This is a genomic window from Sphingomonas sp. GW821-FHT09E03 (assembly GCF_059416225.1).
On sequence record NZ_JBWKOS010000020.1, the window covers coordinates 1 to 25,096 of the forward strand.

At 63.8% G+C, this 25,096-nt stretch carries 16 protein-coding genes and 1 pseudogene; 5 read left to right on the forward strand and 12 right to left on the reverse strand.

The genetic code is table 11. The annotated features are described in order from the left end of the window. Nucleotides 1–291: 291 nt before the first annotated feature. Complete coding sequence (locus AC07M8_RS19370) at nt 292–1,254, forward strand: crotonase/enoyl-CoA hydratase family protein (RefSeq protein WP_495175863.1); 963 nt, start codon at nt 292–294, stop codon at nt 1,252–1,254. Here the strand turns inward: AC07M8_RS19370 and AC07M8_RS19375 are convergent. Beyond that, on the reverse strand, nt 1,239–3,203 hold the full coding sequence (locus AC07M8_RS19375; RefSeq protein WP_495175864.1) for a putative bifunctional diguanylate cyclase/phosphodiesterase: 1,965 nt from the start codon (nt 3,201–3,203) through the stop codon (nt 1,239–1,241). The genes AC07M8_RS19370 and AC07M8_RS19375 overlap by 16 nt on opposite strands. Before the next feature lie 160 nt (nt 3,204–3,363). Between AC07M8_RS19375 and AC07M8_RS19380 the strand changes: the two are divergent. Further along, nucleotides 3,364–4,041 (forward strand): annotated as a pseudogene (locus AC07M8_RS19380) (IS6 family transposase). 309 nt (nt 4,042–4,350) lie between these two features. On the opposite strand, the gene AC07M8_RS19385 reads toward AC07M8_RS19380, so the two are convergent. From AC07M8_RS19385 to AC07M8_RS19425, 9 genes are all read right to left on the reverse strand, one after another. Further along, on the reverse strand, nt 4,351–5,100 hold the full coding sequence (locus AC07M8_RS19385; protein WP_495175865.1) for a Crp/Fnr family transcriptional regulator: 750 nt from the start codon (nt 5,098–5,100) through the stop codon (nt 4,351–4,353). Nucleotides 5,101–5,505: 405 nt separating this feature from the next. Next, nucleotides 5,506–8,112 (reverse strand): PAS domain-containing protein, encoded by a 2,607-nt coding sequence (locus AC07M8_RS19390; protein WP_495175866.1) that lies wholly within the window; start codon nt 8,110–8,112, stop codon nt 5,506–5,508. 173 nt (nt 8,113–8,285) lie between these two features. After that, on the reverse strand, nt 8,286–10,367 hold the full coding sequence (locus AC07M8_RS19395) for a catalase (RefSeq protein ID WP_495175867.1): 2,082 nt from the start codon (nt 10,365–10,367) through the stop codon (nt 8,286–8,288). Nucleotides 10,368–10,724: 357 nt separating this feature from the next. Then, nucleotides 10,725–11,801, reverse strand: a complete 1,077-nt coding sequence (gene mgrA / locus AC07M8_RS19400) for an L-glyceraldehyde 3-phosphate reductase (protein ID WP_495175868.1) — start codon at nt 11,799–11,801, stop codon at nt 10,725–10,727. 206 nt (nt 11,802–12,007) lie between these two features. Then, nucleotides 12,008–12,193: a hypothetical protein gene (locus tag AC07M8_RS19405; RefSeq protein ID WP_495175869.1), complete on the reverse strand. Its 186-nt coding sequence runs from the start codon at nt 12,191–12,193 to the stop codon at nt 12,008–12,010. A 371-nt stretch (nt 12,194–12,564) separates the two neighbouring features. Beyond that, entirely contained in the window at nt 12,565–14,667 is a 2,103-nt protein-coding gene (locus tag AC07M8_RS19410; protein WP_495175870.1) for a S9 family peptidase, read from the reverse strand. Nucleotides 14,668–14,681: 14 nt separating this feature from the next. Further along, nucleotides 14,682–16,889, reverse strand: a complete 2,208-nt coding sequence (locus AC07M8_RS19415) for a TonB-dependent receptor (RefSeq protein WP_495175871.1) — start codon at nt 16,887–16,889, stop codon at nt 14,682–14,684. 158 nt (nt 16,890–17,047) lie between these two features. Further along, a complete protein-coding gene (pdxR, locus tag AC07M8_RS19420) occupies nt 17,048–18,541 on the reverse strand; it encodes a MocR-like pyridoxine biosynthesis transcription factor PdxR (RefSeq protein ID WP_495175872.1) in 1,494 nt (497 codons plus the stop codon). Between the two features lie 101 nt (nt 18,542–18,642). Then, nucleotides 18,643–19,233 (reverse strand): FMN-binding negative transcriptional regulator, encoded by a 591-nt coding sequence (locus tag AC07M8_RS19425; protein ID WP_495175873.1) that lies wholly within the window; start codon nt 19,231–19,233, stop codon nt 18,643–18,645. A gap of 199 nt (nt 19,234–19,432) precedes the next feature. On the opposite strand from AC07M8_RS19425, the gene AC07M8_RS19430 reads away from it, so the two are divergent. Then, the gene (locus AC07M8_RS19430) at nt 19,433–21,094 is read left to right on the forward strand and encodes an amidohydrolase (RefSeq protein WP_495175874.1); all 1,662 of its coding nucleotides are present in this window, start codon (nt 19,433–19,435) and stop codon (nt 21,092–21,094) included. 151 nt (nt 21,095–21,245) lie between these two features. Here the strand turns inward: AC07M8_RS19430 and AC07M8_RS19435 are convergent, their stop codons facing one another. Beyond that, a complete protein-coding gene (locus AC07M8_RS19435) occupies nt 21,246–22,163 on the reverse strand; it encodes an AraC family transcriptional regulator (RefSeq protein ID WP_495175875.1) in 918 nt (305 codons plus the stop codon). A gap of 99 nt (nt 22,164–22,262) precedes the next feature. Between AC07M8_RS19435 and AC07M8_RS19440 the strand changes: the two genes are divergently transcribed. After that, nucleotides 22,263–23,012, forward strand: coding sequence for an SDR family oxidoreductase (locus AC07M8_RS19440; RefSeq protein WP_495175876.1), 750 nt, complete (start codon nt 22,263–22,265; stop codon nt 23,010–23,012). Between the two features lie 50 nt (nt 23,013–23,062). Here AC07M8_RS19440 and AC07M8_RS19445 read toward each other — a convergent pair whose 3' ends face one another. Beyond that, nucleotides 23,063–23,929 (reverse strand): SDR family oxidoreductase, encoded by an 867-nt coding sequence (locus AC07M8_RS19445; protein ID WP_495175877.1) that lies wholly within the window; start codon nt 23,927–23,929, stop codon nt 23,063–23,065. 101 nt (nt 23,930–24,030) lie between these two features. Between AC07M8_RS19445 and AC07M8_RS19450 the strand changes: the two genes are divergently transcribed. Further along, on the forward strand, nt 24,031–24,924 hold the full coding sequence (locus AC07M8_RS19450; RefSeq protein WP_495175878.1) for a LysR family transcriptional regulator: 894 nt from the start codon (nt 24,031–24,033) through the stop codon (nt 24,922–24,924). Nucleotides 24,925–25,096 lie beyond the last annotated feature (172 nt).

Below are 25,096 nucleotides of genomic sequence, written 5' to 3' on the forward strand. Positions count from 1 at the left end.
CGCTCGATACATGCAGCGCTCGGCCGCCCGGCGGGTTGTGATCGGCTGAGCTTTGCTGATCGCGAAGCTAGGTTTGGTGGAAAGCGGCACGGCTGCTTTTCGAGCGCCAAGGCGGCATAAGCGGTCGTAGGTTCATATATCTGATAAGGGCATCTACGCGGCCCGATATCGCCGTCTCCGTGAAGATCCCGGAGCACACGCTGCTTTGACGATCCTCGAGCACGCGAATGGCGGTCGAACGACTACCTTGGTCCAGCAGCTCAGAGCTGCTGGCAACGAAGGAACAGTCACGTGACTATCGCGTATCCCCCGATCCTCGCCACAAAGGCGAACATATCCAAACCAAGCGGCCCCCGATCAGAAATCGAGCACCACTCCGTCACCGCCGATCAGGATCAATTAAGGCTTTTTGAGCAGAAGCAACTCGAGTCTACATATGAGCCACTGTTGGAAACGCTGTGGACCTACATGGTTCCGACTAACCGGCCCAGCTTCAACCCCGGCCTGCTCGCCGAGTTTCATGATTGGCAGAGAGACATTCTTCGAGCCAGCACGGAGGGCCTTCTACCCATCCGCTATCTTGTGCTCGGTTCGCGGTTCCCAAGCGTGTTCTCGTTAGGCGGAGATCTCGACCTGTTCGCTCAGCACATTCAAAACGGCGACCGGGGTGCCCTTATACAATACGGCCGGGCGTGCGTGCAGATCCTCCACCGGAACATGCTCGGGCTCGGCTTGCCGATCATCACGATCGGTCTCGTGCAAGGAGACGCCTTGGGCGGCGGTTTTGAGGCGCTGCTCTCGTTCAACGTCGTCGTGGCCGAGCGAGGAAGTAGCTTTGGATTGCCCGAAACCGTCTTCGGCCTCTTTCCAGGCATGGGTGCGCATTGCTTCCTGTCGCGACGGGTCGGTTCGGCCCGGGCCGAGCAGATGATCCTTAGCGGTCGGAACTACTCCGCCGAGGAAATGTACGATCTCGGCATCGTGCATGCCCTCGCGGAGCCGGGCGACGGCAGGCGCGTGGTCGAGGAGTACATCAGGCAGAACAAGCGCCGGCACAGCGGCCACTGCGCGATCTACGAGGCCTCAAGAGCGGTCAATCCGCTGACGCTCGCGGAGCTGGAGGCGGTGGTCGATCTATGGGCCGACGCGGCGCTTCGCCTCAGCGAGGCCGATCTAAAGCTGATGCGGCGGCTCGTGTCCGCCCAAACGCGCCTGCTTGGCAAAGCGCAGGAGCGGCATCAGCCCGAAGGCTGAGCCAACCGCTCCTGCCACTCGTCGGCAAGCATGGCCGCTACCATGCTTGCCGGCATCGGGCGTGCTAGCAGAAAACCCTGTCCTGCAGTGCAGCGGGTGCGTCGAAGCTGTTCCAGCTGCGCCGGCGTCTCGATGCCTTCAGCTACCGTCTTCATGCCCAGGGTCGTTGCCAGCTCGACGACGGTCTGGACGATGGCCGCGTGAGCGGGATGAGTCTCGAGATCCTGAATGAACGAGCGGTCGATCTTGAGCTTTTGGAACGGAAACTTGGTAAGATAACTCAGCGACGAATAGCCCGTGCCAAAATCGTCGAGTGTGGTTGCCACACCCATACGGTTGATCGCGTTCAAGACGCTGAGCGACGTGTCTAAATCGTGAAGTAGGACGGACTCGGTGACTTCCAGTTCGAGGCGGTCTGCCTGCAGGCCGCTCGCGCCGAGAGCGTTGACGATCACCGCCAGCAAATTGGTCGATTGCAGCTGGATGGGCGAGAGATTGACTGCCAGCTGAATCGAGGACGGCCAATGACGTGCGGTCCGGCAGGCCTCACGCAGCACCCAGCCTCCGATCTCGACGATCAGACCGGCCTCTTCGGCAATGGGGATGAACTCGTCAGGAGAAACCGCGCCGAATCGACGATTGGTCCAGCGCAGCAGAGCCTCGCAGGACATCACCTCCTCGGTGCGCAGATCGAAGATGGGCTGGAAGACCAGGCTGAACTCGCCTCGTTCGAGAGCCCCGTGCAGCTCGGCCGCCAGCTCGCGCTGCCGTTCGATCTTCTCATCCATGTCCGGCTGGTAGAGGCAGAACGTGTTCCTCCCCTCCTCCTTAGCACGATAGAGGGCAAGATCCGCATTCTTCAGCAGCGTGTCCGCATCGGCACCGTCAATCGATGCTACGGCGATTCCGACGGATGCGCTGACGTGAAGCCGCCGGCCGCGGAACTCCACAGGCTGCGACACTAAGGCAAGAATGCGCTGGGCAACGCCAGTTACGTCTGCGTCGGTGTTGATCACTCTCACAACGGCAAACTCGTCACCGCCGAGCCGCGCGACGATGCCCGAGTTGCCAAACTCGTCGTCCAGGCGCGAGGATACACCGACCAGCAGTGCGTTGCCGGCGAGATGCCCGAACGAGTCGTTCACCTCCTTGAAGCGATCCAGATCCAGCCAATGAATGGACAGGAGGCTTCCTGTACCCCGTCCCTGCGAAAGGCGATCTTCGAACTGCTCGCGAAACGCGGTGCGGTTAGCCACTCCGGTAAGATCGTCACGGCGGGCGAGCCGAGCATTGAGAACGGCAAGTGCCGCCTTCTCGTCCGCCGCCACCGTGGCCCTTAGAATCATCTCATAGGTCTGCAGCGTGATGTCCATCATCGCATAAACGAACAGCAGGATCACTACCGCTAGCGATACCTTCAAAGGATTGGCGGAGATCAACAGCCCGGCCGCAAGCGGCAAAGAGGCAAGGCACAGCTGCGACAGCGCTATGACGGGGCGGCCGGCATTCCGGCCCGCGATGCCAGCCGCGTAACCGATCGCCGTGGTGACCGCCAGGAGTTGAAGAACTCCGTTGTCGGTGCGAGACAGCGTAAGGAGTCCAAACAGCCCGAGCAGAGCCGAATAGGTGAAGGCTCCTAGGCGATAGTAAAGCTCCCACGGGCCCGCACCCGGCGCACGCCGTTCATCCAGCTCAACTTCTGCGGCTCTGGGCCGGAGCACAACGAGGATCCTGATCGCGGCGACGATGGCAATCAGACAGGCGCAAGCTCTCAGCCATACATCCTCGCTGGACCTTGCCACGACTACCGCAATGCTACTGCTCGTCACCGCTCCGATGACGAGCGATTTGGGCGATGCATACAGCGAGGTCACGAGCACGGCGCGGACATGCCTGTCGATCTTCTCATCTGAGTGTCGAAGCTGCCGCAGTCGGGAAACGATACGCATCATGGCTCCCAAGCTAAGAGCCCGATTATCGAAAGGAAGTTAACGGGCGTTTACGAACGCGCCTTTCTGACCGGAACACAGGCCCGGCGGTGATTGTGGATCGCAGGGGTGTGGTCAGAGCAACGTGGCAGATGGGACATGGGGCGGCTAGCGGGCGATGATGAGCCGCAAATCCAGAGCGCTGCCGCCGAGCCCGTTCCGCCACTTCAACTCGTCACCTGAGGTGATCTGGCTGGCGCTGCTGATGTACGTGCGCTTTCCGCTCAGCCTGCGGAACGTGGAGGACCTGCTGTTCGAGCGCGGAATCGACATCTGCCATGAGACGGTGCGGATGTGGTGGAACAGGTTCGGGCCGATGTTCAACCGGGACATCCGCCGCCAGCGAGTGTTGCGGATGCGGGGCTTTCGGCATTGGCGATGACACCTCGACGAGATGTACGTGACGCTCAAAGGCGAGATGGTCTACCTCTGGCGAGCGGTTGATCATGAGGGAGAGATCCTCGAAACCTACATTACCAAGACCCGTGACAAGAAGGCGGCGCTGACCTTCATGAAGAAGGCGCTCAAGCGACACGGCTCGTCCGAAGCTACCACTGATCGCTTGCGCTCCTACCGCGCGGCGATCAAGGCTCTCGGCAACGAAGAGAAGCAGGAGGTGGGCCGCTGGGCCGACAACCGGGTCGAGAACTCGCACCTGCCGTTTCGACGACGAGAGCGGGCGATGCTCAGGTTCAGGCAGATGAAGACGCTGCAGAAGTTCGCCTCCGTTCACGCCAACATCCACAACCACTTCAGCCTGGAGCGTCATTTCACCGACCGACAGACCTACAAGGAATGACGCTCCGCCGCCCTGGCGGAGTGGCAGATCCTCGCGAGCTAGGCTGTCGCGCTCAAAGAACGATGTGCACTGTGTAGAGAACGGTTCGCGTTAGACTGACAACACTATCTTAATCACTACCCAGCCGGACGCATGCGAGCCGTGCGATCATGCGACAGCGATCCTGCTCAAGCCATTCACCTTCGACTCTCTGACTAGAGCGTTTTCACGTGCCTGGGCTGTGTCTCCAAACGCATAATTACAAAATTATTTTGGGAAGTTCGACTTAGGCGGGAGCACGGCATGATTGATCACGACGTCGCTGCCGCCTTAGTTATCTATCCCCGCTGATCGCTGCGGAAGCCATTTAGCGTTTCGATTCAGCGTGCGCATTGGCTGATCAGCCAGTTCTCGCAATTTAGTCAGCGTCGTGATCGTATAGTGCTGACGGTCACGGACCACGATCTTTCGGTCGTGGAGCTCCCGCAACATACGGTTCACATGGATAGGTGTCAGTCCAACAGCATCGCCAATTTGCTCCTGGGTCAGCATCATCTCAAACGATCCGTCATGGACTTTTCCAATCAGATCGAGGCGCTCGCTCAGGTCGAGGATAAAGGCTGCAAGACGTGACTGGGCCGATGTCCTACCAAGAGAGGCTAGTCGATCCATCAGGGCAACACGCTCACGCTGCACGCTCAGCAGAAAGTGCGCCGCAAGACGGGGGTGCTGACTGAGCATGTCGCCAAAACGCTCATAGGGTATCTCGGACGCTACCACTGGGGTGATCGCGAAGAGCGTCTCTGCCGTATGAGTTAGGCTCATGCTCGGGGTCCCCATTGCGTCCCCCGGCAGGTGAACCTTCAGGATCTGCCGACTACCGTTGGCATGGCCGATCGCAGCGCCTGCCCAGCCGTCCAAAAGCCTGTAGTAGCTCTCTGAAGGGGCGCCCTCTCGGCTGATGACCGCCCCGCGTGGGTAAACCTTCGCCTCTTTTCCCAGCGCATTGATCACATCCAGTTCGGCTGGTGAAAGGTCGCCAAATTCGGCGAGACGATGAGTAGGATAAAAAGCGGACATGCAGGCTCTAACGCAGGTTTATGCTTCTGATTAGTGCCTTGAGACAGGCTGCTCAATCGTCTTTGACCGCAGCGTCGGCATGGCAGGGCCGAAGGGCAAATGTGCACGCCTAATAATGGTGATGCGCCAGACGCCAGAGCACAGCATTCGCGCTGCGTTTTGATCACGGCTCCTGGGGTCATGGATTGAACGTCAGCCTGGTGACCTACGGCAAATTCGGGTCTCAGAGAGGTCTCGAATCTGAGGGGCGTCGCTGCAGCTGCGTGCCGGTTGCTGGATCATGTCGGCGTCGCCCGCAAAAGCCACCTAGTCGCTTCAACTGAGACAATTGTTTCGCAAAGCGAAGCTGAACGAGTGACCACTTCTAACATAGTGCGCACCACTAAAGGATAAGCCGATCATGGATCACGGTGCGAGCATTTCCCGGATGCGAGAGGCGAGCGCTTCCATGGTGAAGGGCTTGGTGATGACTTGCATCCCAGGCTCCAAATGCCCGTGGTTCAGCACGGCATGCTCGGCATAGCCGGTGATGAATAGCACCTTCAGGTCGGGACGGGACGATCGCGCGGCGTCGGCGAGCTGGCGACCATTCATCCCCGGCAGACCGACATCGGTGACCAGCAGATCGATGGCGGGATCGGCCATCGCCTTCATGGCCGAAGGCCCATCCGAGGCCTCGAGCGCGGCATAGCCGAGGTCGCCGAGCGTCTCGACGACGAGCATGCGGATCGACTCCTCGTCGTCGACGACCAACACCGTTTCCCCTCCTTGCGCTCGCGGCGCATCCGCCAGGGGCGGGGGCTCGACATCGGCTTCGCCGGCGTGGGCGGTCCGCGGCAGGTAGATCGTCACCGTCGTACCTTCCCCCGAAACCGAGTGGATGCGCACCTGCCCGCCCGACTGCCGCGCGAAGCCGTAGATCATCGAGAGACCCAGTCCCGTCCCGCTGCCGATCGGCTTCGTCGTGAAGAAGGGCTCGAACGCCTTGGCGACCACCGCCGGAGTCATGCCGGAGCCGGTGTCGCTGACCGCCAAGCACACATACGCGCCGGGTTCGAGATCGCGTTCGCGCCCTGAGCGAGCATCTACCAATCGATCGCGTGTCTCAATCATGATCCGGCCGCCGTCCGGCATCGCGTCGCGCGCGTTAATGCATAGGTTCAGCAGGGCGTTCTCCAGCTGGCTGGGATCGACCAGAGTCGAGCTCAGGTCGGATGCCAGCGAAGTCTCGACGACCACGGATGGACCCACCGTCCGGCGGATCAGCTCCTCCATGCCGCCGATCAGGGCATTGGCGTCGGTCGGTCGTGGATCGAGCGTCTGTCTTCGGCTGAAAGCGAGCAGACGGTGGGTCAGCGCGGCCGCCCGGCGCGAGGCGCCTTGGGCAGCGTCGACGTAGCGGTTCACGTCGGCTTCGCGGCCTTCCGCCAGGCGCAGCTGGATCATCTCCAGGCTGCCGCTAATCCCGGTGAGCAGGTTGTTGAAGTCGTGGGCGAGACCACCAGTCAGTTGCCCGACCGCCTCCATCTTCTGGCTTTGCCGCAGCGCATCCTCGGCGACGACAAGCTCCGCCGTGCGCTCGGTGACCTGTTGCTCCAGCGAGGCGGCAAGTTCGGCCAGCTCGCGTTCGGCCCGTCGCCGCTCGCTCGCCGCCCGGGTCCGTTCGGCCACTTCCCGGACGAAGTCGAGCTCGTCGTCGAGCCAGCGGCGGGGTACCGCATCGTTGAAGAAGATGACGGCGACGAACTTGCCCTGCTCGGTCAGCGGCATGTTGATGAACGACCTCGCCTCGATCGCCTCGAGCGTTGAGGTCGAAGCGGCGGTCCGTGAGTCGAGTCGAGCATCCTCGATGATGACTGTCTCGCCGCGCTTCATGTCCTCGATGTAGGAGCCGTAGTCGCGGAACTGCAGCGTGCCGGCGATCGATGAGCCGTCAGGCGGATACCAGTCGCGTTCGATCGTCACCGTCTCGGCAATGGGGTCTACAACGCCATAGCCGGCGCGCCGCACCCCGAGCGTCTCGCCGATCACCTGCGCGGCGACGTAGGAGATGTCGGCGCTGTGATCCAGGTCGCGGAACAGGTCGCTCAGGCGCGCCAGCGCGTGCCGCTTCAACTCGGCGCGCTTCGCGTCGGTGATGTCCATCGACACGCCAGCGACGCGCACCGGCTGACCGTCGGGATCAAAGAAGGGCTGTCCGCGCGACGACAGCCAGTGCATCGAGCCGTCGGGCCAGAAGACGCGATACTCCTCGTTGTGCTCGCGCCGTAGGCCACCTGCCTCCTCCATGCCTGCGATGGCGCGTTGGCGGTCGTTGGGATGGATCGCGGCAATCCGGTCATCGTAGGTGAAGGGTAGCTCGGGATCGCGCCCGAACAACGCCTTGCATTCCTGAGAAGCAGTGAGCGTCTTGCTGGCGAGCTCGAAGCTCCAGGTGCCGAACCCGCCCGCGCGCAGCGCCAGCGCCAGTTCGCGCTCGCGCTCCTGCTGGTCACGCAGGCGGCTCGTCACCTCTGCCATCAGCGCGGCGTTGTCGCGCTCCAACCCGCTCAGGCGCTCGCGCTCGAGCGTTACATCAACCTGGCTTGCAAAGAAGTAAGCGAGGTTCTGGTCGGCATCGAATACCGGCGCCATCAGCAGTCGGTTCCAGAACGGCTCACCGTTCTTGCGGTAGTTGCGGATATCGGTCTCGATCGGGATGACGTTCTTAACCGCGTCGTGCAGCGCCTGGCGCGTCGCAGGGTCGGTCTCGGGGCCCTGCAGAAAGCGACAGTTCCGCCCGACAATCTCCTCGCGATCATAGCCCGTCAGCCGGCAAAAGGAGTTGTTGGCGAACACCACCGGATTGTCGGGCAGGCGGGGATTCGTGATGATCATCGGCATGCGCGTCGCGTGCACCGCCGCGACGAAGGGATCGGTGTGCGGATCGATCCCGGCGACTTCGTTGGCGATCCGCTCGTCGTCCGCTACGCTTCGCCCAGATCGGCCATTGCTTTCGTTCAGATCCGACAAGAACAACCCCTTCGCAAACGGCCATGTGCCGGTGCCAGTCCGTACTAGGACACATCCCAAAAATCGCACCTATTCAGCAAAATAGGAACGCGCGCTAGCCCGCTGAGGGTGCTGCTAAGGCCAAGGAAACTAGGCTGGCTGCTGAGCGGAAAGCAGCCAGCCTTAAGTCATGTTTACGCCAGCGTGCGAACGTTCGGCTCGCGATCCCAGTAGCGCTTCTTCGCAGCCTCAACGAAGCCAGCGAGATCAGTCACACCCTCGTCGGGTTCAACGCCCGCCTTGTCGAGTAGCGGCTTTGCCTCGGGGTTGGCGCCGATCGCCTTGAGATGACCGAAACCGTCCATCACCCATTGCACAGCTGCACCCTCCTTAACGAGCTTGGCGGTCGCCTCAGCCGAAAGTACAATTGCGCAGGCATCGACGGTCGGCGAGGGCTGGCCAAACAGCTGTGCGTCGGCGGCAACCGCGGAGCCGTCGGACAGAGGCACCTTGCCAATCTTGGGCGCAATGAGCTTGGTCTGTCCTTTGGCCGCGGCAATTGCGCTAGTGAGAGCGTTGAGCGCGCCGGCGTCGGTGCCGTCGGCGATAAGGATGCCAACCGTGCGGCCCTCTAGCGTGTGCTTTTCAAGCGGCCCGCGGATGATGCGCAGCGCAGGCGAGAGGTCCATGTCGAGGACAGGCGCGGCAGTAGGCGACGCGGCCGGCAAATCCATGGCCAAGCCGCCAGCAACGCGCGTGGCGAGATCCTCATCGACGTTTCGCAAGTTCGCGACCATGGCGAGACGAACGTGTTCCAGCGATACCTTGCTAAGTTCAAACACTAGCGCAGAGGCAATATGCGCCTGTTCTGCAGGATCCATGGACCGGAAAAACAGTCGCGCCTGGCTGTAATGGTCGGCGAAGCTTTCCGGCCGGATCCGTAGCTTTTGACCCTGCTCCTCTGAAGGAAAGGTTTTGTAGCCATCCGGCGTCTCACGCGCACCGGCGGGTTCGCCGGCCTTGGCAAGGCTGTTGGGTTCGTAATTGGCGCGGCCCTTGGGCACCTGCATCTGCATGTGGCCGTCGCGCTGCTGGTTCAGGAATGGACAGCCTGCCGTCTCGGCGCGTCCCTTGGCCGAGTTGATTGGCAGCTGGTGAAAATTGACGCTGCCGAGCCGCGACAGCTGTGTATCGGTATAGCTGAACAGCCGACCCTGCAGTAGCGGATCGTTGGAAAAGCCGATCCCCGGTACGACGTGGCTCGGCACGAACGCTGCCTGTTCGGTCTCAGCGAAGAAGTTGTCGGGATAGCGATCGAGCACCATTTTGCCGACGATGCGAACGGGCAGCACCTCCTCTGGAATGATCTTGGTGGCATCCAGGACGTCGTAGGGCTGACTGTTTGCGAACTCCTCGTCGAACAGCTGCAGACCTAATTCCCACTCCGGGTAGTCACCGCGTGCAATGCGCTCAAACAGGTCGCGGCGCTGGAAGTCGGGGTCGGCGCCGGCGAGCTTCACTGTCTCGTCCCAGATTGTCGACGCAAGGCCGGCCTTTGGCTTCCAGTGGAACTTGACGAACGTTGATTTTCCCTCGGCATTGATGAAGCGGAAGGTGTGGACGCCGAACCCTTCCATGTTGGCGAACGTTCGCGGCAACGTACGATCCGACATTGCCCACATAATCATGTGGGTGGACTCAGGCATTAGCGAGATGAAGTCCCAGAAAGTGTCGTGCGCCGTGGCCGCCTGCGGGTAGCCGCGATCGGCTTCCATCTTGGCGGCGTGGATCAGATCCGGGAATTTGATCGCGTCCTGGATGAAGAAGACAGGGATATTGTTGCCGACAAGATCCCAATTGCCTTCCCGCGTGTAGAACTTGACCGCGAAGCCGCGCACATCGCGCGGTGTGTCAATCGATCCGGCGCCACCGGCTACCGTGGAGAACCGGGTAAACACCTCGGTCCGCTGTCCCTTCTTCTGGAACAGGTCGGCGATGGTGATGTCGGCTAGGCTCTCGGTGCATTCGAAGTAGCCATGCGCGGCCGAGCCGCGGGCATGAACGATCCGCTCGGGGATACGCTCGTGATCGAAGTGGTTGATCTTTTCACGGTAGACCTCGTCTTCCAGTAGCACGGGGCCGCGGGCGCCTGCCTTGAGCTGGTTCTGGTTGTCGCTGACCGGGGTGCCGTGATTAGTGGTGAGAACGGGATGATCGGCATCGGCGGTTTGATGCGTCTCGCCGCCGTTGCCGGCGTTCAGGGCGGTGTCAGTCATAACTTATCCTCATGTCGAGCCGCCGATCTTCATCAACGGGCAGCGAGGCAACGAAAGGGAACACCGCTTGTTGCACAGCTGCCGGACGACCTGATGGCCGGTGGGCCTGCGACCGCTCATGCCGCCCAACCTGGCCTATACGCTGCGCCAGCATCCGTCGCTGATCAGCGACTTCTGCTGGAGTCAGGGCCTATCAAGCAATCAACGCCATCCCGCGTGGCGGTCAAAGATCGAGATGAACGAACGGCGCAGATTAGGAAGTCAGCGCGGCGCGCGGCAGTCCTTCGGCCCGTTAGTATCATCACGGAGCACCAACCTGTGATCTTGAATGCGCGGCTTGGCGATGTGTGAACAGCGTTACACAGACACTCCCTGCGCGGCGGGCAGCACAGCAATGTCCGACGACTCGGCCCATAGATTGATGCCCCCGTCTTCGGCTGCCTTGTCGATCGCCGCGAGTTCGTCCGCGGCAAAGTTCAGCATCTTTACCGAGTCGAGAGAGTCATCGAGTTGTTCTACCGTGCGCGCGCCGATCAGCGCCGACGTAACCCGCGGGTCGCGCAGGACCCACGCGATCGCCATCTGTGCCAGCGTCTGCCCGCGCTCTAGTGCAATGTTGTTCAATGCCTGAATCGCGGCGAGGTTCTGATCCGTGAGCATGGTCTGCGACAGCGACCCGGCGCGGTTGGCTCGCGCATCCTGCGGGACGCCATGAAGATACTTGTTGGTCAGCATGCCCTGCGCAAGCGGCGAGAAAGCGATGCAGCCGGTGCCGAGCTCCTCGAGCGTGGCGAGCAACTCCTGTTCAATCCAACGATTGAGGATCGAGTAGCTCGGCTGGTGGATGAACAGCGGCACCTTCTCTTCGGCTAGAATCTCAGCCGCGCGGCGTGTCAGCCCAGGCTCGTAGGAGGAGATGCCGATGTAGAGCGCTTTCCCCTGGCGATGAAGTTGAACCAGCGCGCCCATCGTCTCCTCGAGAGGGGTCTCTGGATCTACACGGTGCGAATAGAAGATATCGACGTAGTCGAGACCCAGTCGCTTGAGGCTCTGGTCGCAACTTGCAATCAGATATTTCCTTGAAGACCCGACGTCGCCGTATGGCCCCGGCCACATGTCCCAGCCAGCTTTGGTCGAGATGATGATTTCGTCACGATGTGGAAGAAGATCGGCGGCGAGCACGCGGCCGAAATTTTCCTCGGCAGATCCGTAAGGCGGGCCATAGTTGTTGGCCAGATCGAAGTGGGTCACGCCGCGGTCGAACGCCCGGCGCAGGATCGCCCGCCCTGTCTCAAACACATCGTTGCCGCCAAAGTTTTGCCAAAGGCCCAGGCTGATCGCCGGCAGCCTCAGCCCACTTCGGCCGCTGCGGCGATAGGGCATGGCGCCATCATAACGGGCGGACGAGGCTACGTATGGAAGGTCGAATGGCATGGTGGCTCCTTCTGAAAAGCTCAACGCTCAGCGACCGAACCGTTTCAGCCACTCGCGGCTTTCTCATGGTAACACCCTTGGCCGCAGTGCTCCGAGCGGGATCGAAGAGACCAGACGGTCCGAGTATGCTCGGCAAAGGCTCTGCTTCGGGAGAGGAATGGGGCACGCGGCGAAGGTTGAAAGTGGTTTAAGCGCTGATGAGCTGATCAGCCCTCTGATGGGTTCGATGTGTCTTTGCCACCGACTGTTTCGCGAGCTTGTTCCTGCTGCTTTTCGCCTTGCTCTCTCTGGTTTTTGCCTTTTTCATGAAGAGCCGAGTTGTGTACGTTTTCTTTGGCCTTGCCTACGGCGGTGTTGATTGCACCCTCAATGCTCGTAATCAGCTTGCTCATGATCAATCCTTCGCGTCGGAGCAGCGTCAGCGCCCCCCGACGGACGGGTGAACTCGTCGCAAGATGCATCGGGTACAACTTATTGGAAGTGGCCGTCCCACTGAGCTTTTGCGGCCGCTGCCACGCGGAGAGGAGTCCCTCGGGTCCGTTGCCGAACTAGCAACGTATGGCTCTCATGTATCCCACGGCAGATCGGCAGCTGACGCCCACGGTTGGCGGTTCAGTCGATCCGCGGTTAATTTTAAAAGCAGCCGTTCAACCAGCATGAACGACCGGCAGGTGTCGGGGAGCCGATGGCGCGATCTGTATGACCGCTTGTGGGTCGTCAGCAATCGAGATGAGCCGGTCGAATGGTGGCGGCTCCTTGCGGCTCACAATTTCGCATCAAACCACGCCAACACGCGTCGCTGGACATCCGCTTGGTGCTCGGACTCATGGAACCAGTGCGGCTCGCGAGGGTAGCGAATCATCTCGGCAGGCTTGCCGAGCAGCTTGAGCCCGCGGTAGAATTCCAGACCCAAGGTCACGGGCACGCGGGTGTCCTGCTCGCCGTGGAGCACCAGCACCGGGGTGTTGACCGCATCGAGGTGGCGAACCGACGAGGTGCGATCGAGATCGGCGAGGTGCGCCGAGGGTTCGCCAAAATAGCCGGTGGTGAAATCGGGCGTGTCGGTGATCCGCGCCATCGCGGTCATGTCGGTCGGCCCGGCGCCGACGATCGCGGCCTTGAACCGGTCGCCATGGGTCACCGCCCAGGCCGACATGAACCCGCCATAGCTCCACCCGCCGATCCCGAGCCGCGCCGGATCGGCGATCTTCTGCGCGACCAGCGCGTCGACTCCGTCGAGTACGTCCTGATAGTCCATCCCGCCCCAGTCGTTGCCGACCGCGCGCGCGAAGGCGGTGCCCTGGCCGTCCGAGCCACGTGGGTTGGGCAGCAGCACGGCATAGCCATGGGTGGCGAGCATCTGCGCCCATTCGTGCCAGCTGCCGAGCCAGCCCGACCACCAGGCCCATTCGGGGCCGCCATGGATCTGCACCACCGTCTTGATCGGCGTGCCCGCAACATAGCCCGGCGGGGTTACCAGCACGCCATAGACAGTCTGGCCGTCGCGGCTGTTCTTCCACGACAGCTGGCGAACGGTGCCAAGCTTCCAGGCGGCGACCTGGGGGTTGATGTTGGTCACCACGCGGGCGCGGCCACCCTCCATCGTCCACACATCCGCGGGCCGATCGGGGCTGGACAGGGCCGCGGCATAGCGGCGGCCGTCGCGGCTCATGGTGAAGTCCGCGGCCTCGCCGCCGAGCGCGACGATCGGCACCACCCGGCCGTCGCGACGCGAGATGCTGACCAACTTGGAGCGCGTCTGCTCGAACGACAAGGCCAGCACCGATCGGCCATCGGCGGACCAGCGCGGTTGGGTGAACAGGCCCGGATGATCGTCCGCCAGCGTCACCAGCCGGTCGGCGGCCAGATCGTAGACGCGGATCCCCGCGCTGATGAAGCCGGGGGTGCGGATCACCTCGCCGAGAATCGCCTTGCCATCGGGCGACCAGCGCGGGCCGGCGGCGGCATGCTCGATCAAGGTGCGGCCAACCGCGCCGGTGGCGGGATCGAACAGGGCGATGCGCGAATGATAGAAATAGTCGTTGATCGCCGCCGTGTCGGTGACGCGCACCGCCATCTGCTTGCCATCGGGCGCCCAACTCACCGCGCTGACGCTGACGGTGGCCGGCGACACCCGTTTGGCGACATGGCTTGCAAGGTCGAGGATCCACAGCCGGGTGACGTGGCGCGGATGATCCATCTCCACCCAGTCGCGCTTGGCGGCGCGGTCAGCCTTTTCGGCCGGCGTCTCCGGGTCGGCGCTGAGGAAAGCGATCCGGGTACCGTCCGGCGACCATTCGAAATCGGCGATGTCGTTAGGCAATGCGGTCAGCGGCACCGCCTCACCGCCGTCGCGCGGCATCAGCCACAACTGCCTCGATGGCTCGCCGGCCGCGTCGCCGGCATTGGCAGCCACCGGCGGCACGCCATCGGTGGGTGCGCCGGGGCCGGCGGCGGTATCGGCCTTGAACTCGAAGCCGGTGTCCGCGCCGGCCGCCAGCGGGTTCTTGCGGTTGGACAGAAAGGCGATCTGCCGGCCGTCCGGCGACCAGCGCGGCGTATCGTCGGTGCCGGCGCTGACGATGAAGCGCCGGGCGGGCGTGCTGCCGTCGCTCGGCACAGACCAGATGGTGGCATGCTCCGGTCCGAAGGTCGCCATCTGGGTCTGCACGGCGAACAGGATGGTGCGGCCATCCGGCGATATCTCGGCGTTGCGCATGTCGCGCAGCTCCATGATGTCGGCGGGTGCGATCGGCCCGCCCTGGCTGGCGTTGGCGGGCGGCCCCGCCTCGGCCCCCGCAGCACCCTGGATCGGCGCCGCGGCGGCAAGCAGGAGCATGGCGCCGGTGAGCAGCAAGCCTTTCAACGACCGTCCTTTCATCAGAAGCCGACGTCCACGCGCAGGCCGATGGTGCGCGGCCGGGTCACCGAATAGGCCGGCGCTGTCTGCGCCGTGAACGGCGCATTGAGGATTCCGCGCTTGTCGAACACGTTGTTGGCAAAGGCGAGCAGCCGAACCTCCTGCATCACCGTGATCGATGCGCGGGCATCGAACTGGCTGAAACCGCCGCGGGTGTTGTCGTTGCCGAACGCGACCGGCGCCTTGGAGATATAGCGATGCGCGATCTCGAAGGTCGGCGCGGCCTTCATCTCGGGGAAGTCGAGCGTGAGGTTGTTCGCCACCGTCCAGCGTGACGCGCCGGGCAGGGGGGTGCCCGAGGCATAGCCGGTGCCGTCGGCCGAGGTCGGCAGCACCGAGGTCAGCTTGGCATCCTCATAGGTGGCGTTGGAGCTGAAGGCGAGGTTGCGGGTGAGCTTGACGCTGCCGGAGAATTCGACACCGGTGATGTTGGCGCTGCCGGCGTTGGACACGTAGGAGAAGTAGCTTGGCGCCGGGCCGAACAACCGCGCCTGGATGTCCTTCCAGTCGATCGTGAACACCGAGGCGTCGATCAACACGCGATTGCCGAACAGCCCGAATTTGGTGCCCGCCTCGTAATTGTCGACCGTGTCGCTCGAATAGGCCGGCTGGATGCCCGGCAGCAGACCGGCATTGGGGTTGGCGCCGCCGACGCGATAGCCCTGCGAATAGGTCATGTAGAACATGAAGTCGCGGGTCGGGCGCAGCGCGATCGTTGCCTTGGGCGTGAACCCGTCTTCCTTTTGGTCGATCTCGCTGGTGATGTCGGTGGCGCTGCCGGCGAGGAAGCTTGCCTGGTTGAGGATGCTCGCCTTGGCGCGGGTGTTGTAATAGCGGCCGCCGGCGGTCAGCTCGAGCGCAGGGACCGGCTTCCACGAGACTTCGCCGAACACGCCGAAATCCTCGTTTAGCGAGTTGGTAAGATAGCCGTAGATCCGGTCGTTGGGGGCGAGCACCGAGCCGACGATCGCTTCCGCGCCGGGCTCCCACAATTGATCGTAGCTGTATTTGGTGGCGCGCATGTAGCTGGTGCCGATCAGCCAGCGAAACGGCCCGTCGCCGGCCGAGGCTAGCCGTGCCTCGACCTGCTTGATGTTGGCGTGCGCGTTGGTGATGTCATAGGCGGTATCCGGCCCGGTGGTGACGCCGGTGACATAGCCGTAAGGGTCGGAAAACAGCGTCTGGTTGGTCTTCTTGTCGACCGAGCCGAACATGGTGAAGTTGGCGAAGTCGCCGATCTGCTGATCCAGCCGCAGCGAATTGAGGAAGAAGCTGGTTTCCTGTGGCTCCTTGCGCTGTGCGGCGCGGGTGAGGTCGCTTACCGAGGTCAGATAGGTCTGATCGTAGAGCTTGGTGTCCTGATAGGTGGACAGATAGGTGATCTTGGTACCGTCGGTCGGCGTGAACACGATTGAGCCGCGCAGCCCGCGCGTGCGGAAGTCGTTGACGCCATTCTCGCCGGTCACGGGATTGTCGAGGAAGCCCGCATCGTAGCGCTGCAGCGCCATCACGCGCACCGCGAGCTTGTCCTTGATGATCGGCACGTTGACCATCAGCTTGGCTGCGGTGTTCGGCGTGCCGTCGGCGTTCTTGGTATAGCCGACCAGCCCCTCGGCGGCGGCGTGGAAGCCGGTCGGGTCGGCGGTCTTGACGACATAGTTTACCAGGCCGCCGAGTGTCGACGAGCCGAACAGCGTGCCCTGCGGCCCGCGCAGCACCTCGACGCGATCGAGATCGAAGGTGTCGATATCGGGAATGCCGATCGGGAAGCCCGGCTCCACCAGCGGGATGTCGTTGAGGTAGTAACCGACGGTGGTCTGGCCCTGCTCGTGATAGGTAGTGGCGGCAATGCCGCGGATCACCACCTCGGAGATGCCGGGCTGGTAATCGTTGAAGACGACGCCGGGCAGCCGGTTGACATAGTCGCCCAGGCTATTGGCATTGGCCTTGGCGAGCTGATCGCCGGTGACGGCGCTGATCGGCATGGCGATCTCGCGCAGGCTCTCGTCGCGCTTGGTGGCGGTGACGATGATGTCGTCGGCGCTGCTCGTCACTGATCGCGTGCTCACCGGCGCATCCGGCGAGGTGTTGGTTGCATCCTGCGCCCAGGCCGGAGCCGCCAGCGCCAGCGCGCCCGCCAGCGCACTCGTACCCAAATAACGATTCATCATAGCCCGTCCCCGTGTCAGGCGGGCGGCACCCGTGGTGCCGACCGCAACAACCTGCCCGAACCTTCCTGCGGCCCTCTGCGATCTTTCCGATCGTCGCGGCTCTTGTCGTGAAGGTGCAACGTTCGGCCAAATTGGTGCCGCACAAACATCCAGTCCTATGATGCCGAGGGGACCAACGCCGATCCGGCGGGACCATCGGCATGGCCCAGCCCGCCTGCCGCGGCGAGCAGGCCCAACGCCCGCACCGCCTCGGGCTCGGTCAGGCTGGCAAAGCCGAGGCGCAGCCCGCGCGGCGCATCGTCGGTGGTGACGAAGGAGGCTGATGTCGCGAGCCGCAGGCCTTGCGCGGGGGCGCCGGCCTCGATCCGCTCGAGCATCGCGCGCTCGGCGAACTGGACCCAGAAGGCAAGGCCACCGTCGGGCACCCGATAGTCGACCGCCGCGCCAAACGCCGCCTGCAACGCGGCATCGAAGGCGGTCCGGCGCGTGGCGTAGATCTGGGTCGCGCGGCGGGCGTGGCGCCGCAATTCGCCTTCGACGATGAGCTCGGCCGCGGCGTCCTCGGTCAGCGTGTTGCCCATCCCGTCGGTGACGGACACGCCGTGCGCGACCGCTTTGATAAAGGCGCTCGGCGCGGCAATATAGCCGATCCGCAACGCCGGCAGCAGCAGCTTTGACAATGAGCCGACGTAGATCACTCGCCCCGGCGCATAGCTCGCCATCGGCAGCAGTGGCTGCGACTGAAAGTGGAATTCATGATCGTAATCATCCTCGATCACCGCAAAGCCGAACTGGCGCGCCAGCCCGAGCACGCGCAGCCGTCGTTCGGGGCGCAGCGCCACTGTGGTCGGAAACTGGTGATGCGGGGTGAGGAAGATCGCCCGAACCCGGTGCTGGCGGCAGGCGCGTTCGATCGCATCGACATCGGCGCCATCCTCGTCGAGCGCGATCGGCACCACCTTGGCGCCAAGATCGATGAAAGCGGCGACCGCGGGCTCATAGGTCAGCGCCTCGACCAGCACGGTGTCGCCGGGGGAGAGCAGCGTGCGCGCGGCAAGATAGATGCCGTTCTGGCTGCCGCGGGTGATGCAGATGTCGTCGGCGGTTACCGTCAGCCCGCGCTCGCCGCGCAGCATCGCCGCAACCGCCTCGCGCAACCGCGGCGACCCCCGCGGGTCGCGATATTGCAGCCGGTTTTCACGGCTCGCCCGCTGCATGGCGGACCGATAGGCGCGCGACAAGATATCGACCGGAAACAGCCGCCCGTCCGGTGCACCCTCGTCGAGCTTCAGCCCCTTGCCCTGGGGCAGCGCCAGGGGGCGTGCCGGCGGTGCACGAAACCGATACTCCGGCTCGGCCGCGCCGTTCGGTAGCGGCGGCGGTGATGCAGGCTTGCGCACCTCGGCAAGCCGCGCCGCGACCACCGTCCCCCTCGTGCCCTCGGAGGTAAGCCAGCCCTGTGCGATCAGATCCTCATAGGCGAGCACCACCGTCTTGCGGTTTACTCCCAACACCGTCGCCAGCTCGCGGCTGCTCGGCAGGAACGTCCCCGCAGACAGTCTGTCGCGCTCGATCTCATGGATGATCGCCCGGGCGATCTGGAGGTAGAGCGGGGTGCGCGAGGCAGCATCGATTGGCCTCAGCGTCATCTTCCATGGTCGCAGCATTGGCCCGTGATCCCGATCAACAACGATCGATCATACGGGGCCAGCGCGCCGAGGCAAACCAGCAGGCTTGGCCGAGGGCCAGGTCAGCGAGGTGCGGGGCTCGCAAACCGTCGCATCCATCGGACCAACGCGGGGTCCGGATGCCGCGCCAGGATTGACTGGAGTGTCTCGGGAGTCTCGTCCTGACCGAGCTTGAACCGCCCGGTCAGCCCGGTCACCCGAGCGCGGAACGCGATCACGGCAGCAGCCATGCCCGTGTAGCGCGGCCCGAGCTCGATGGCGGACCAGGCGTCCCCTTCCATCGCCGTCGTCAGGGCGGCAAGCGCCTGGTCGGTCTCCGCGGAAACAAAGGTGATCTCGGCGGCGATCACGAGCTGGGCATAGTTCCAGGTGGGGCCCCAGTTCCGGCAGCCGGCATGATCGGGCGAGACATAGGCCTGCGGTCCGTTGACGAGGATCCGTGCCGTTGGCGCCGTCATGAGGCGCGCGTGGAGCGGGTTGCGTCGCGCCATATGGCCGAGCAGGTGGGTAAGCCGTCCCGACGGGTCATATTCGCCGAGCAGCGGCAGCTGGCTGGGCGGTGTGTCGCCGTCGACGGTCAGCCAGGCGAGCGGATATTCCGCAAGCAGGTCGCGGACATCGTCGGAGTGGAAGGCGTCGAAGTTCGCGCTCACGTGGCTGATCGCCACAGGCTGTTGCTGCGACTGATGCTGCTGGTCCCCATGGCGGCCAGTGTCGCCAGCTTTGGCCCAGCCGCAAGCGCCAACACGCAAAATCGGCAAGGTCCAGCTTGGCTCCCCGCGGTTCGTAAAATTGGTGGGTCCATCCTGCCGGTGGCTCTGCCATGCTGTCGCCAATGGCAGGAGAACGGCAGTGATCGATCGGCGTACCATCGTGGCAGGCGGTCTCGCCTGGGCAGCTGCCGGCCGGGCGCTCGCGATCGAGCGGGTCGCCGATGTCGCTTATGTCAATGCGACGATCTGGACCGGTGATGCCGCACAGCGGATGAGCGATGCCGTCGCCACCGTTGGCGATCGGATCGTCGCGGTCGGGGCAGGGCCGGTCAGGGCGGTCACCGGCCCGCGCACCCGGGTCGTCGATCTCAAGGGGGCGTTCGTCACGCCTGGCTTTATCGACAATCACACGCACTTTCTGATAGGGTCGGCGACACTGTCGCAACCCGACCTGCTGTCCGCGACCTCGATTGCCGATTTCGCCGGCCGGCTGGGCGCGGCCGCCCGCGCCAGACCCGGCAAGTGGATCCTTGGGGGCAGCTGGGACGAGCAGCGGCTCGGCGGCTCGCTGCCGACGCGGGCGTGGATCGACGCGGCAACCGGCGACACGCCCGTGGCAGTGCCGCGGACCGATCTGCACATGTACCTGCTCAACAGCGCTGCGCTGAAGGCGGCGGGGATCACCCGCGACACGCCCGACGTCCCGGGCGGGGTGATCGGGCGCGACGCCCGCGGCGAGCCGACCGGCATCCTCAAGGACAATGCCAAGACGCTGGCCGAGCGCGTCTTCCCGGTGCCGACCGCTGCCGAGCGCCAGGCGACGATGCGCGAAGGCATCGCGCATGCGCTTCGCCACGGCTTTACCCAGGTCCACACGCCCGAGCCGTTCGATTGGACCACCTACGAGGCCGCCCGCGGCCTTCGCGCCAAGGGCGAGACCGACCTGCGCTTCTATTGCTTCGTGCCGATCCGCGATTGGGAAAAGATGGCGGCGATCGTGCGCAGCGAGGGTCGCGGCGACGATTGGGTGCGTTGGGGTGCCGTCAAGGCGCTCGCAGATGGCTCTCTCGGCTCACGCACCGCCGTGTTCCGCGACGCCTACACCGACGCCCACGACCAGCATGGCGTACGCGTAACGAGCCTCGCCGATCTTGCGGCCTTCATCTCGGGCTCGGATCGGGCGGGTCTGCACGTCACCACTCATGCCATCGGCGACCTTGCCAACGACGACGTGCTCGATCTCTACGCGAGAGTGGCGGCAGCCAATGGCGCACGCGACCGTCGCTTCCGGATCGAGCATGCTCAGCATCTTTCGGCCGCAGCCATTCCGCGGTTTGCGCGGCAGCAAGTGATCGCCTCTGTACAGCCCTATCACGCGATCGACGATGGCCGTTGGGCGGTTGAACGGATCGGCGAGGCACGGCTACGCGGCACCTATGCCTTCCGCTCGCTGATCGACAGCGGCGCCACCGTCACCTTCGGCTCGGATTGGCCGGTCGGACCGCTCGACGCGCTCGAGGGCATCTACGCCGCAGTCACGCGCGAGACAATCGACGGCAAGAATCCTGCCGGCTGGCTGCCCACCCAGAAGACGACGGTCGAACAGGCGCTTACCGCTTATACCGTCAACAACGCCTTCGCCGGGTTCCAGGACGGCAAGGTCGGGCGGATCAAGGCTGGCTACCTGGCTGATCTCACCGTGCTCGACACGAATTTGCTGACTGCGCCCTACGAATCGTTGAAGCAGGCAAGCGCGCTACGGACAATCGTCGGCGGTCGAGAGCGGTTCGGGCGATCTTAAGTGCGAACTGGAGGCGCTCATCAACGCGAGGTGTGATCACCGCTGACGGGCTATATAGGGATGAACCAACGTCTGCTTTCAGCGAAGAGCCTCTTCTCACTGAGCGTCTGCAACTGGGTCGTTCGCCCCACAGGGCTGTGCCACTCATTCGTTATTGGGCCGTGTCCGACACTCGCGTAAAGCGCATGGGCGGCATGCCGACGTGCCGGGTGAAGGCTGTGCTGAACGTGCTGGCCGATCCATAGCCGACTTGGGCAGCGATCTGACCGATCGCGAGGTCGCGTGTCCGCAACAGGCGCTTCGCCAACGCCATCCGCCAGGTGAGCAGATACTCGATCGGCGGTATGCCGATCGTGCTGGTGAAGCGTGCGAAAAAGGCGGAGCGCGACATGGCCGCTTCGGCCGCCAAGTCGGAGACCGTCCACGGATGCGCAGGGCGCGCATGCATGGCTCGCAACGCCGCAACCAATCGTTCGTCGGACATGCCCCGGGCGAGGCTCGGCATGGCGGCGGGACCGGAGCCGCAGCGCAACGCCTCGATCAGGAGGACCTCGAGCAGGCGTTCCAGCACCAATTCGCGCCCGGACCTTGCCTTACGGGTCTCGTCCCCGACCAGATCCATCAACGTGGCCAGCCGCGGCTCGCCGCGTGCCACCACCATCGCCGGCAGCAGCGACACGAGCAGAGCGGCGTCCGGTGACGCGAAACTGCAGATGCCGACCTGCATGCGCAGATTGGCGGGCTGATCCACCTGTCCGATGCGGAACCGGCCCTCGCCGATCTCTGTCGGGGTCATCACGGCGCCGTCCGGCGGTGGGTCCATGCTCTCAATGCCGTCTATGGCCCGATCGCCAGTAGCGGGCAGCAGCACGAAGTCGCCGGCCCGCACGACGATCGAGGCTTGGCCGGCGTTCACCACTCGGCATTCGCCTTCCAGCACGGCGAAATAGACGGGTTTGCCCTCGACGTCGCGGCGGATGCGCCAACGACCGGCATATTCGACCAGTTTCGAGAAGCTCGCGGAGGGCCGTAGCAGGGTCACGATCTCGGCAAGCGGATCAATGGTCATATCAGGACGATCGCCAATGAAGTCGGGATTTTCGACCATAGCCAGTCTTGATCCGGGAAACCATCTTCGGCGCTCCCCCACTCGTCAACGGAGCAAGACATGCCCAGCGTCCTCATTACCGGCTGTTCCTCGGGATTTGGTCTCGAAACCGCAAAACTGTTCCTCGACCACGGCTGGAGCGTCGTCGCAACGATGCGCACGCCTGACCCCGGCCTGCTGCCTTCGTCTGACCGGCTCACCATCCTGCCGCTCGACGTCACGGACCGCGACAGCATCGCCAGCGCGATCGCGCAGGCGGGGCCGGTCGACGTGCTGGTCAACAATGCCGGTTTTGGCGCCGCGGTGCCAATCCAACTCATCGAGTTCGAGACGGCGCGCCAACTCTTCGAGACCAATACGCTCGGCACGCTTGCGATGATGCAGGCGTTCCTGCCGGCTTTCCGCGAGCGGCGTTCCGGCGTGATCATCAACGTGACCTCGACCGTCACGCTGAAGCCGCTGCCGCTGGTCAGTACCTATCGTGCCAGCAAGACCGCGGTGAATGCGCTCACCGAAAGCCTGGCGGTCGAGATGCAGCCGTTCGGCGTACGCGTCCATATCGTGCTGCCCGGCCGTTCTCCGACGACGCAGTTCGGCGCGACTGCGCGGCCACACCTGCGCGGTTTCGACGATCCCGACTATAAGCCGATGATCGACGGTATGATGAAGCAGTTTCAGGAAGATACGGGGCCGGTCACCCATGCCCAGGACGTTGCAGCTGCCGTGTTCGAGGCCGCGACCAACCCGTCCGCACCGCTCAAGATACCCGCCGGCGCAGATGCGATCGCCTGGATGGCGGACGCGGCCTGACGCGCGGATTCGGCGGCCGGCGGGTGCCCCACCCCGCCGGCCGCCGGGCCTCAGGCCGAAGCGAGGCGGACTGCCGTCTCGCGATAGCCGTGCAGGGGCCGGCCGAGCAGGCTCGCCAGACGCTCGCGGTCGCCGGCCTCCGGGATCATCCCGTCGCTGACGTAGCGCTCGGCCATCAGCCGCATCTCATAGGCCATCCAGCGTGGCATGAACGTCGCCATATTCTGTTCGAAGCCGCTGGGATCGTCGCCGCCATAACCGACGGGGCGGCCGAGGATGTCGGACCATATCGCTGCCACGTCCTCGCCGGTCAGGGTCTCCGGACCGACCACGTTGATCGTCTCGATCGCAAGCTTGCCGGGTGCGCGGTCACGCCGGATCAGCTCGATCGCGGCGACTTCGGCAATGTCGCGTGCATCGACCATGGCCACGCCCTTGCCGCCGATCGGCATCGGATAGACACCGTGCTGAAGGATCACGTCCTTCACCATCGCCTCATTGTCGATGAAATAGGTCGGGCGGAGGATGGTGGCGCCGAAGTTCATCACCTCGAGCATCCGCTCGGCACCCGATTTCACCGCGAAATGGGGTACGTTGACGGCGCGGTCGGCGTCGAACACCGAAAGATAGACGACGCGATCGACACCGGCCTCTCGCGCGACGTTGAGCGTGATGATCGCTTGGGCAAATTCGTCACCGGTCACCGCATTGAGCAGGAACAGCGTCCTTACGCCGACAAAGGCCGCGCGCAGGGCGTTGATATCGAGCAGATCGCCCTTGGCAACATCGACGCCAGCCGGAAACGCCGCCTTGGCAGGGTCACGAGTGAGGACACGGACAGAGGCGTCGCGGGCGACGAGCTGCTCAACGACGTGGCGGCCGACGCGTCCGGTGGCGCCGATTACGAGGATGGTCATATGGCTTCTCCTTGGGTCTTGCTGACCCGAGTAAGATGCGTGATCCATCTTTAGGCAAATAGACGCGCAATCTGGACACGCCGTCTCATGGGTGGAACGATATGGACCTGCTCGCGCTTGCCGATTTCACGCTCGTCGCCCGCCATGGTGGCTTCGGCAAAGCCGCACGCGCCGCGCGCAGGCCAAAGGCGACGCTGTCGCGCCGCGTGGCGGAGCTGGAAGCCGCGCTCGACCTGCGCCTGTTCGAGCGCGGCCAGCGTGACCTCAAGTTGACGGAGGAGGGGCGGGCGCTCGCCGACAGGGCAGGCGCTCTGCTCGCGGAGCTTGAGGAGACGACAATCGAGATCGCATCGGGCAGCGCAGCGGTGCGTGGACGCCTCAGGATCAGCGCGCCGCTTCTCTTCTCGCAGACCGCGATGGGCCGGCTGGCGGCCGGGTTCGCGCATCGCTATCCCGACGTCCGACTGGAGGTCACAACCGACGACCGTACGGTCGACATGATCGAGGAAGGCTATGATCTGGTCATCCGGGTAAACCCGGCAGCGGACGATACGCTGGTAGGCCGACCCTTTCTTCACGACCGACTGGTCGTCGTTGCTGCACCTGACCTGCTGCCGCTGGCAGGCGGCATCTTTCCTGCCGTGGTGCGTGACCGCGACGTCGAGAGGAGCTGGATGATCGACACCGCCGAAGGGCAACGCGCAATCGCGATCGATCCGGTGCTCCGATCATCCTCGCTGATCATGATTCGGGATGCGACGCGCCTTGGTGCCGGCGTGGCGCGCCTGCCCCTCTCGCTGGCCAGCCGGGACATCGCAGGAGGGCGTCTGATTGCGTGGGGTAGTGTCCCGGCCTCGCGCGTCGCGCTATGGGCGCTCTACCCCTCGCGACGCCTGCTCAACGCCAGGGTGTCGGCATTTTTGGATTACTTGCGGCAATCCTTTCCGAACGGGACGGCCGAGGAACTGGCAGCCTATCTGGATGATCGGTGCTGACCGTCAGGGGCTCGGCGGTTACGACGCCTAACGTGAACGAACGGCGGCTTTCGGGCAGCGTCTGCCTCGCTGCGAATGTCGGCTTCTGGGTCCATTGGATGTGCATGGAGCGCAGCGGGTCAGAGCAAGATGACGAATGCCACTACGTCAGCACTATGCTTTTCCTGAGAAT

Bases quoted from the DNA above. Each gene is read 5' to 3' on its own strand.
- AC07M8_RS19375 (WP_495175864.1), bottom strand. From the start codon at position 3,203: ATGCGTATCGTTTCCCGACTGCGGCAGCTTCGACACTCAGATGAGAAG.
- AC07M8_RS19385 (WP_495175865.1), bottom strand. From the start codon at position 5,100: ATGTCCGCTTTTTATCCTACTCATCGTCTCGCCGAATTTGGCGACCTT.
- AC07M8_RS19395 (WP_495175867.1), bottom strand. From the start codon at position 10,367: ATGACTGACACCGCCCTGAACGCCGGCAACGGCGGCGAGACGCATCAA.
- mgrA (WP_495175868.1), bottom strand. From the start codon at position 11,801: ATGCCATTCGACCTTCCATACGTAGCCTCGTCCGCCCGTTATGATGGC.
- AC07M8_RS19405 (WP_495175869.1), bottom strand. From the start codon at position 12,193: ATGAGCAAGCTGATTACGAGCATTGAGGGTGCAATCAACACCGCCGTA.
- AC07M8_RS19415 (WP_495175871.1), bottom strand. From the start codon at position 16,889: ATGAATCGTTATTTGGGTACGAGTGCGCTGGCGGGCGCGCTGGCGCTG.
- pdxR (WP_495175872.1), bottom strand. From the start codon at position 18,541: ATGACGCTGAGGCCAATCGATGCTGCCTCGCGCACCCCGCTCTACCTC.
- AC07M8_RS19435 (WP_495175875.1), bottom strand. From the start codon at position 22,163: ATGACCATTGATCCGCTTGCCGAGATCGTGACCCTGCTACGGCCCTCC.
- AC07M8_RS19440 (WP_495175876.1), top strand. From the start codon at position 22,263: ATGCCCAGCGTCCTCATTACCGGCTGTTCCTCGGGATTTGGTCTCGAA.
- AC07M8_RS19445 (WP_495175877.1), bottom strand. From the start codon at position 23,929: ATGACCATCCTCGTAATCGGCGCCACCGGACGCGTCGGCCGCCACGTC.
- AC07M8_RS19450 (WP_495175878.1), top strand. From the start codon at position 24,031: ATGGACCTGCTCGCGCTTGCCGATTTCACGCTCGTCGCCCGCCATGGT.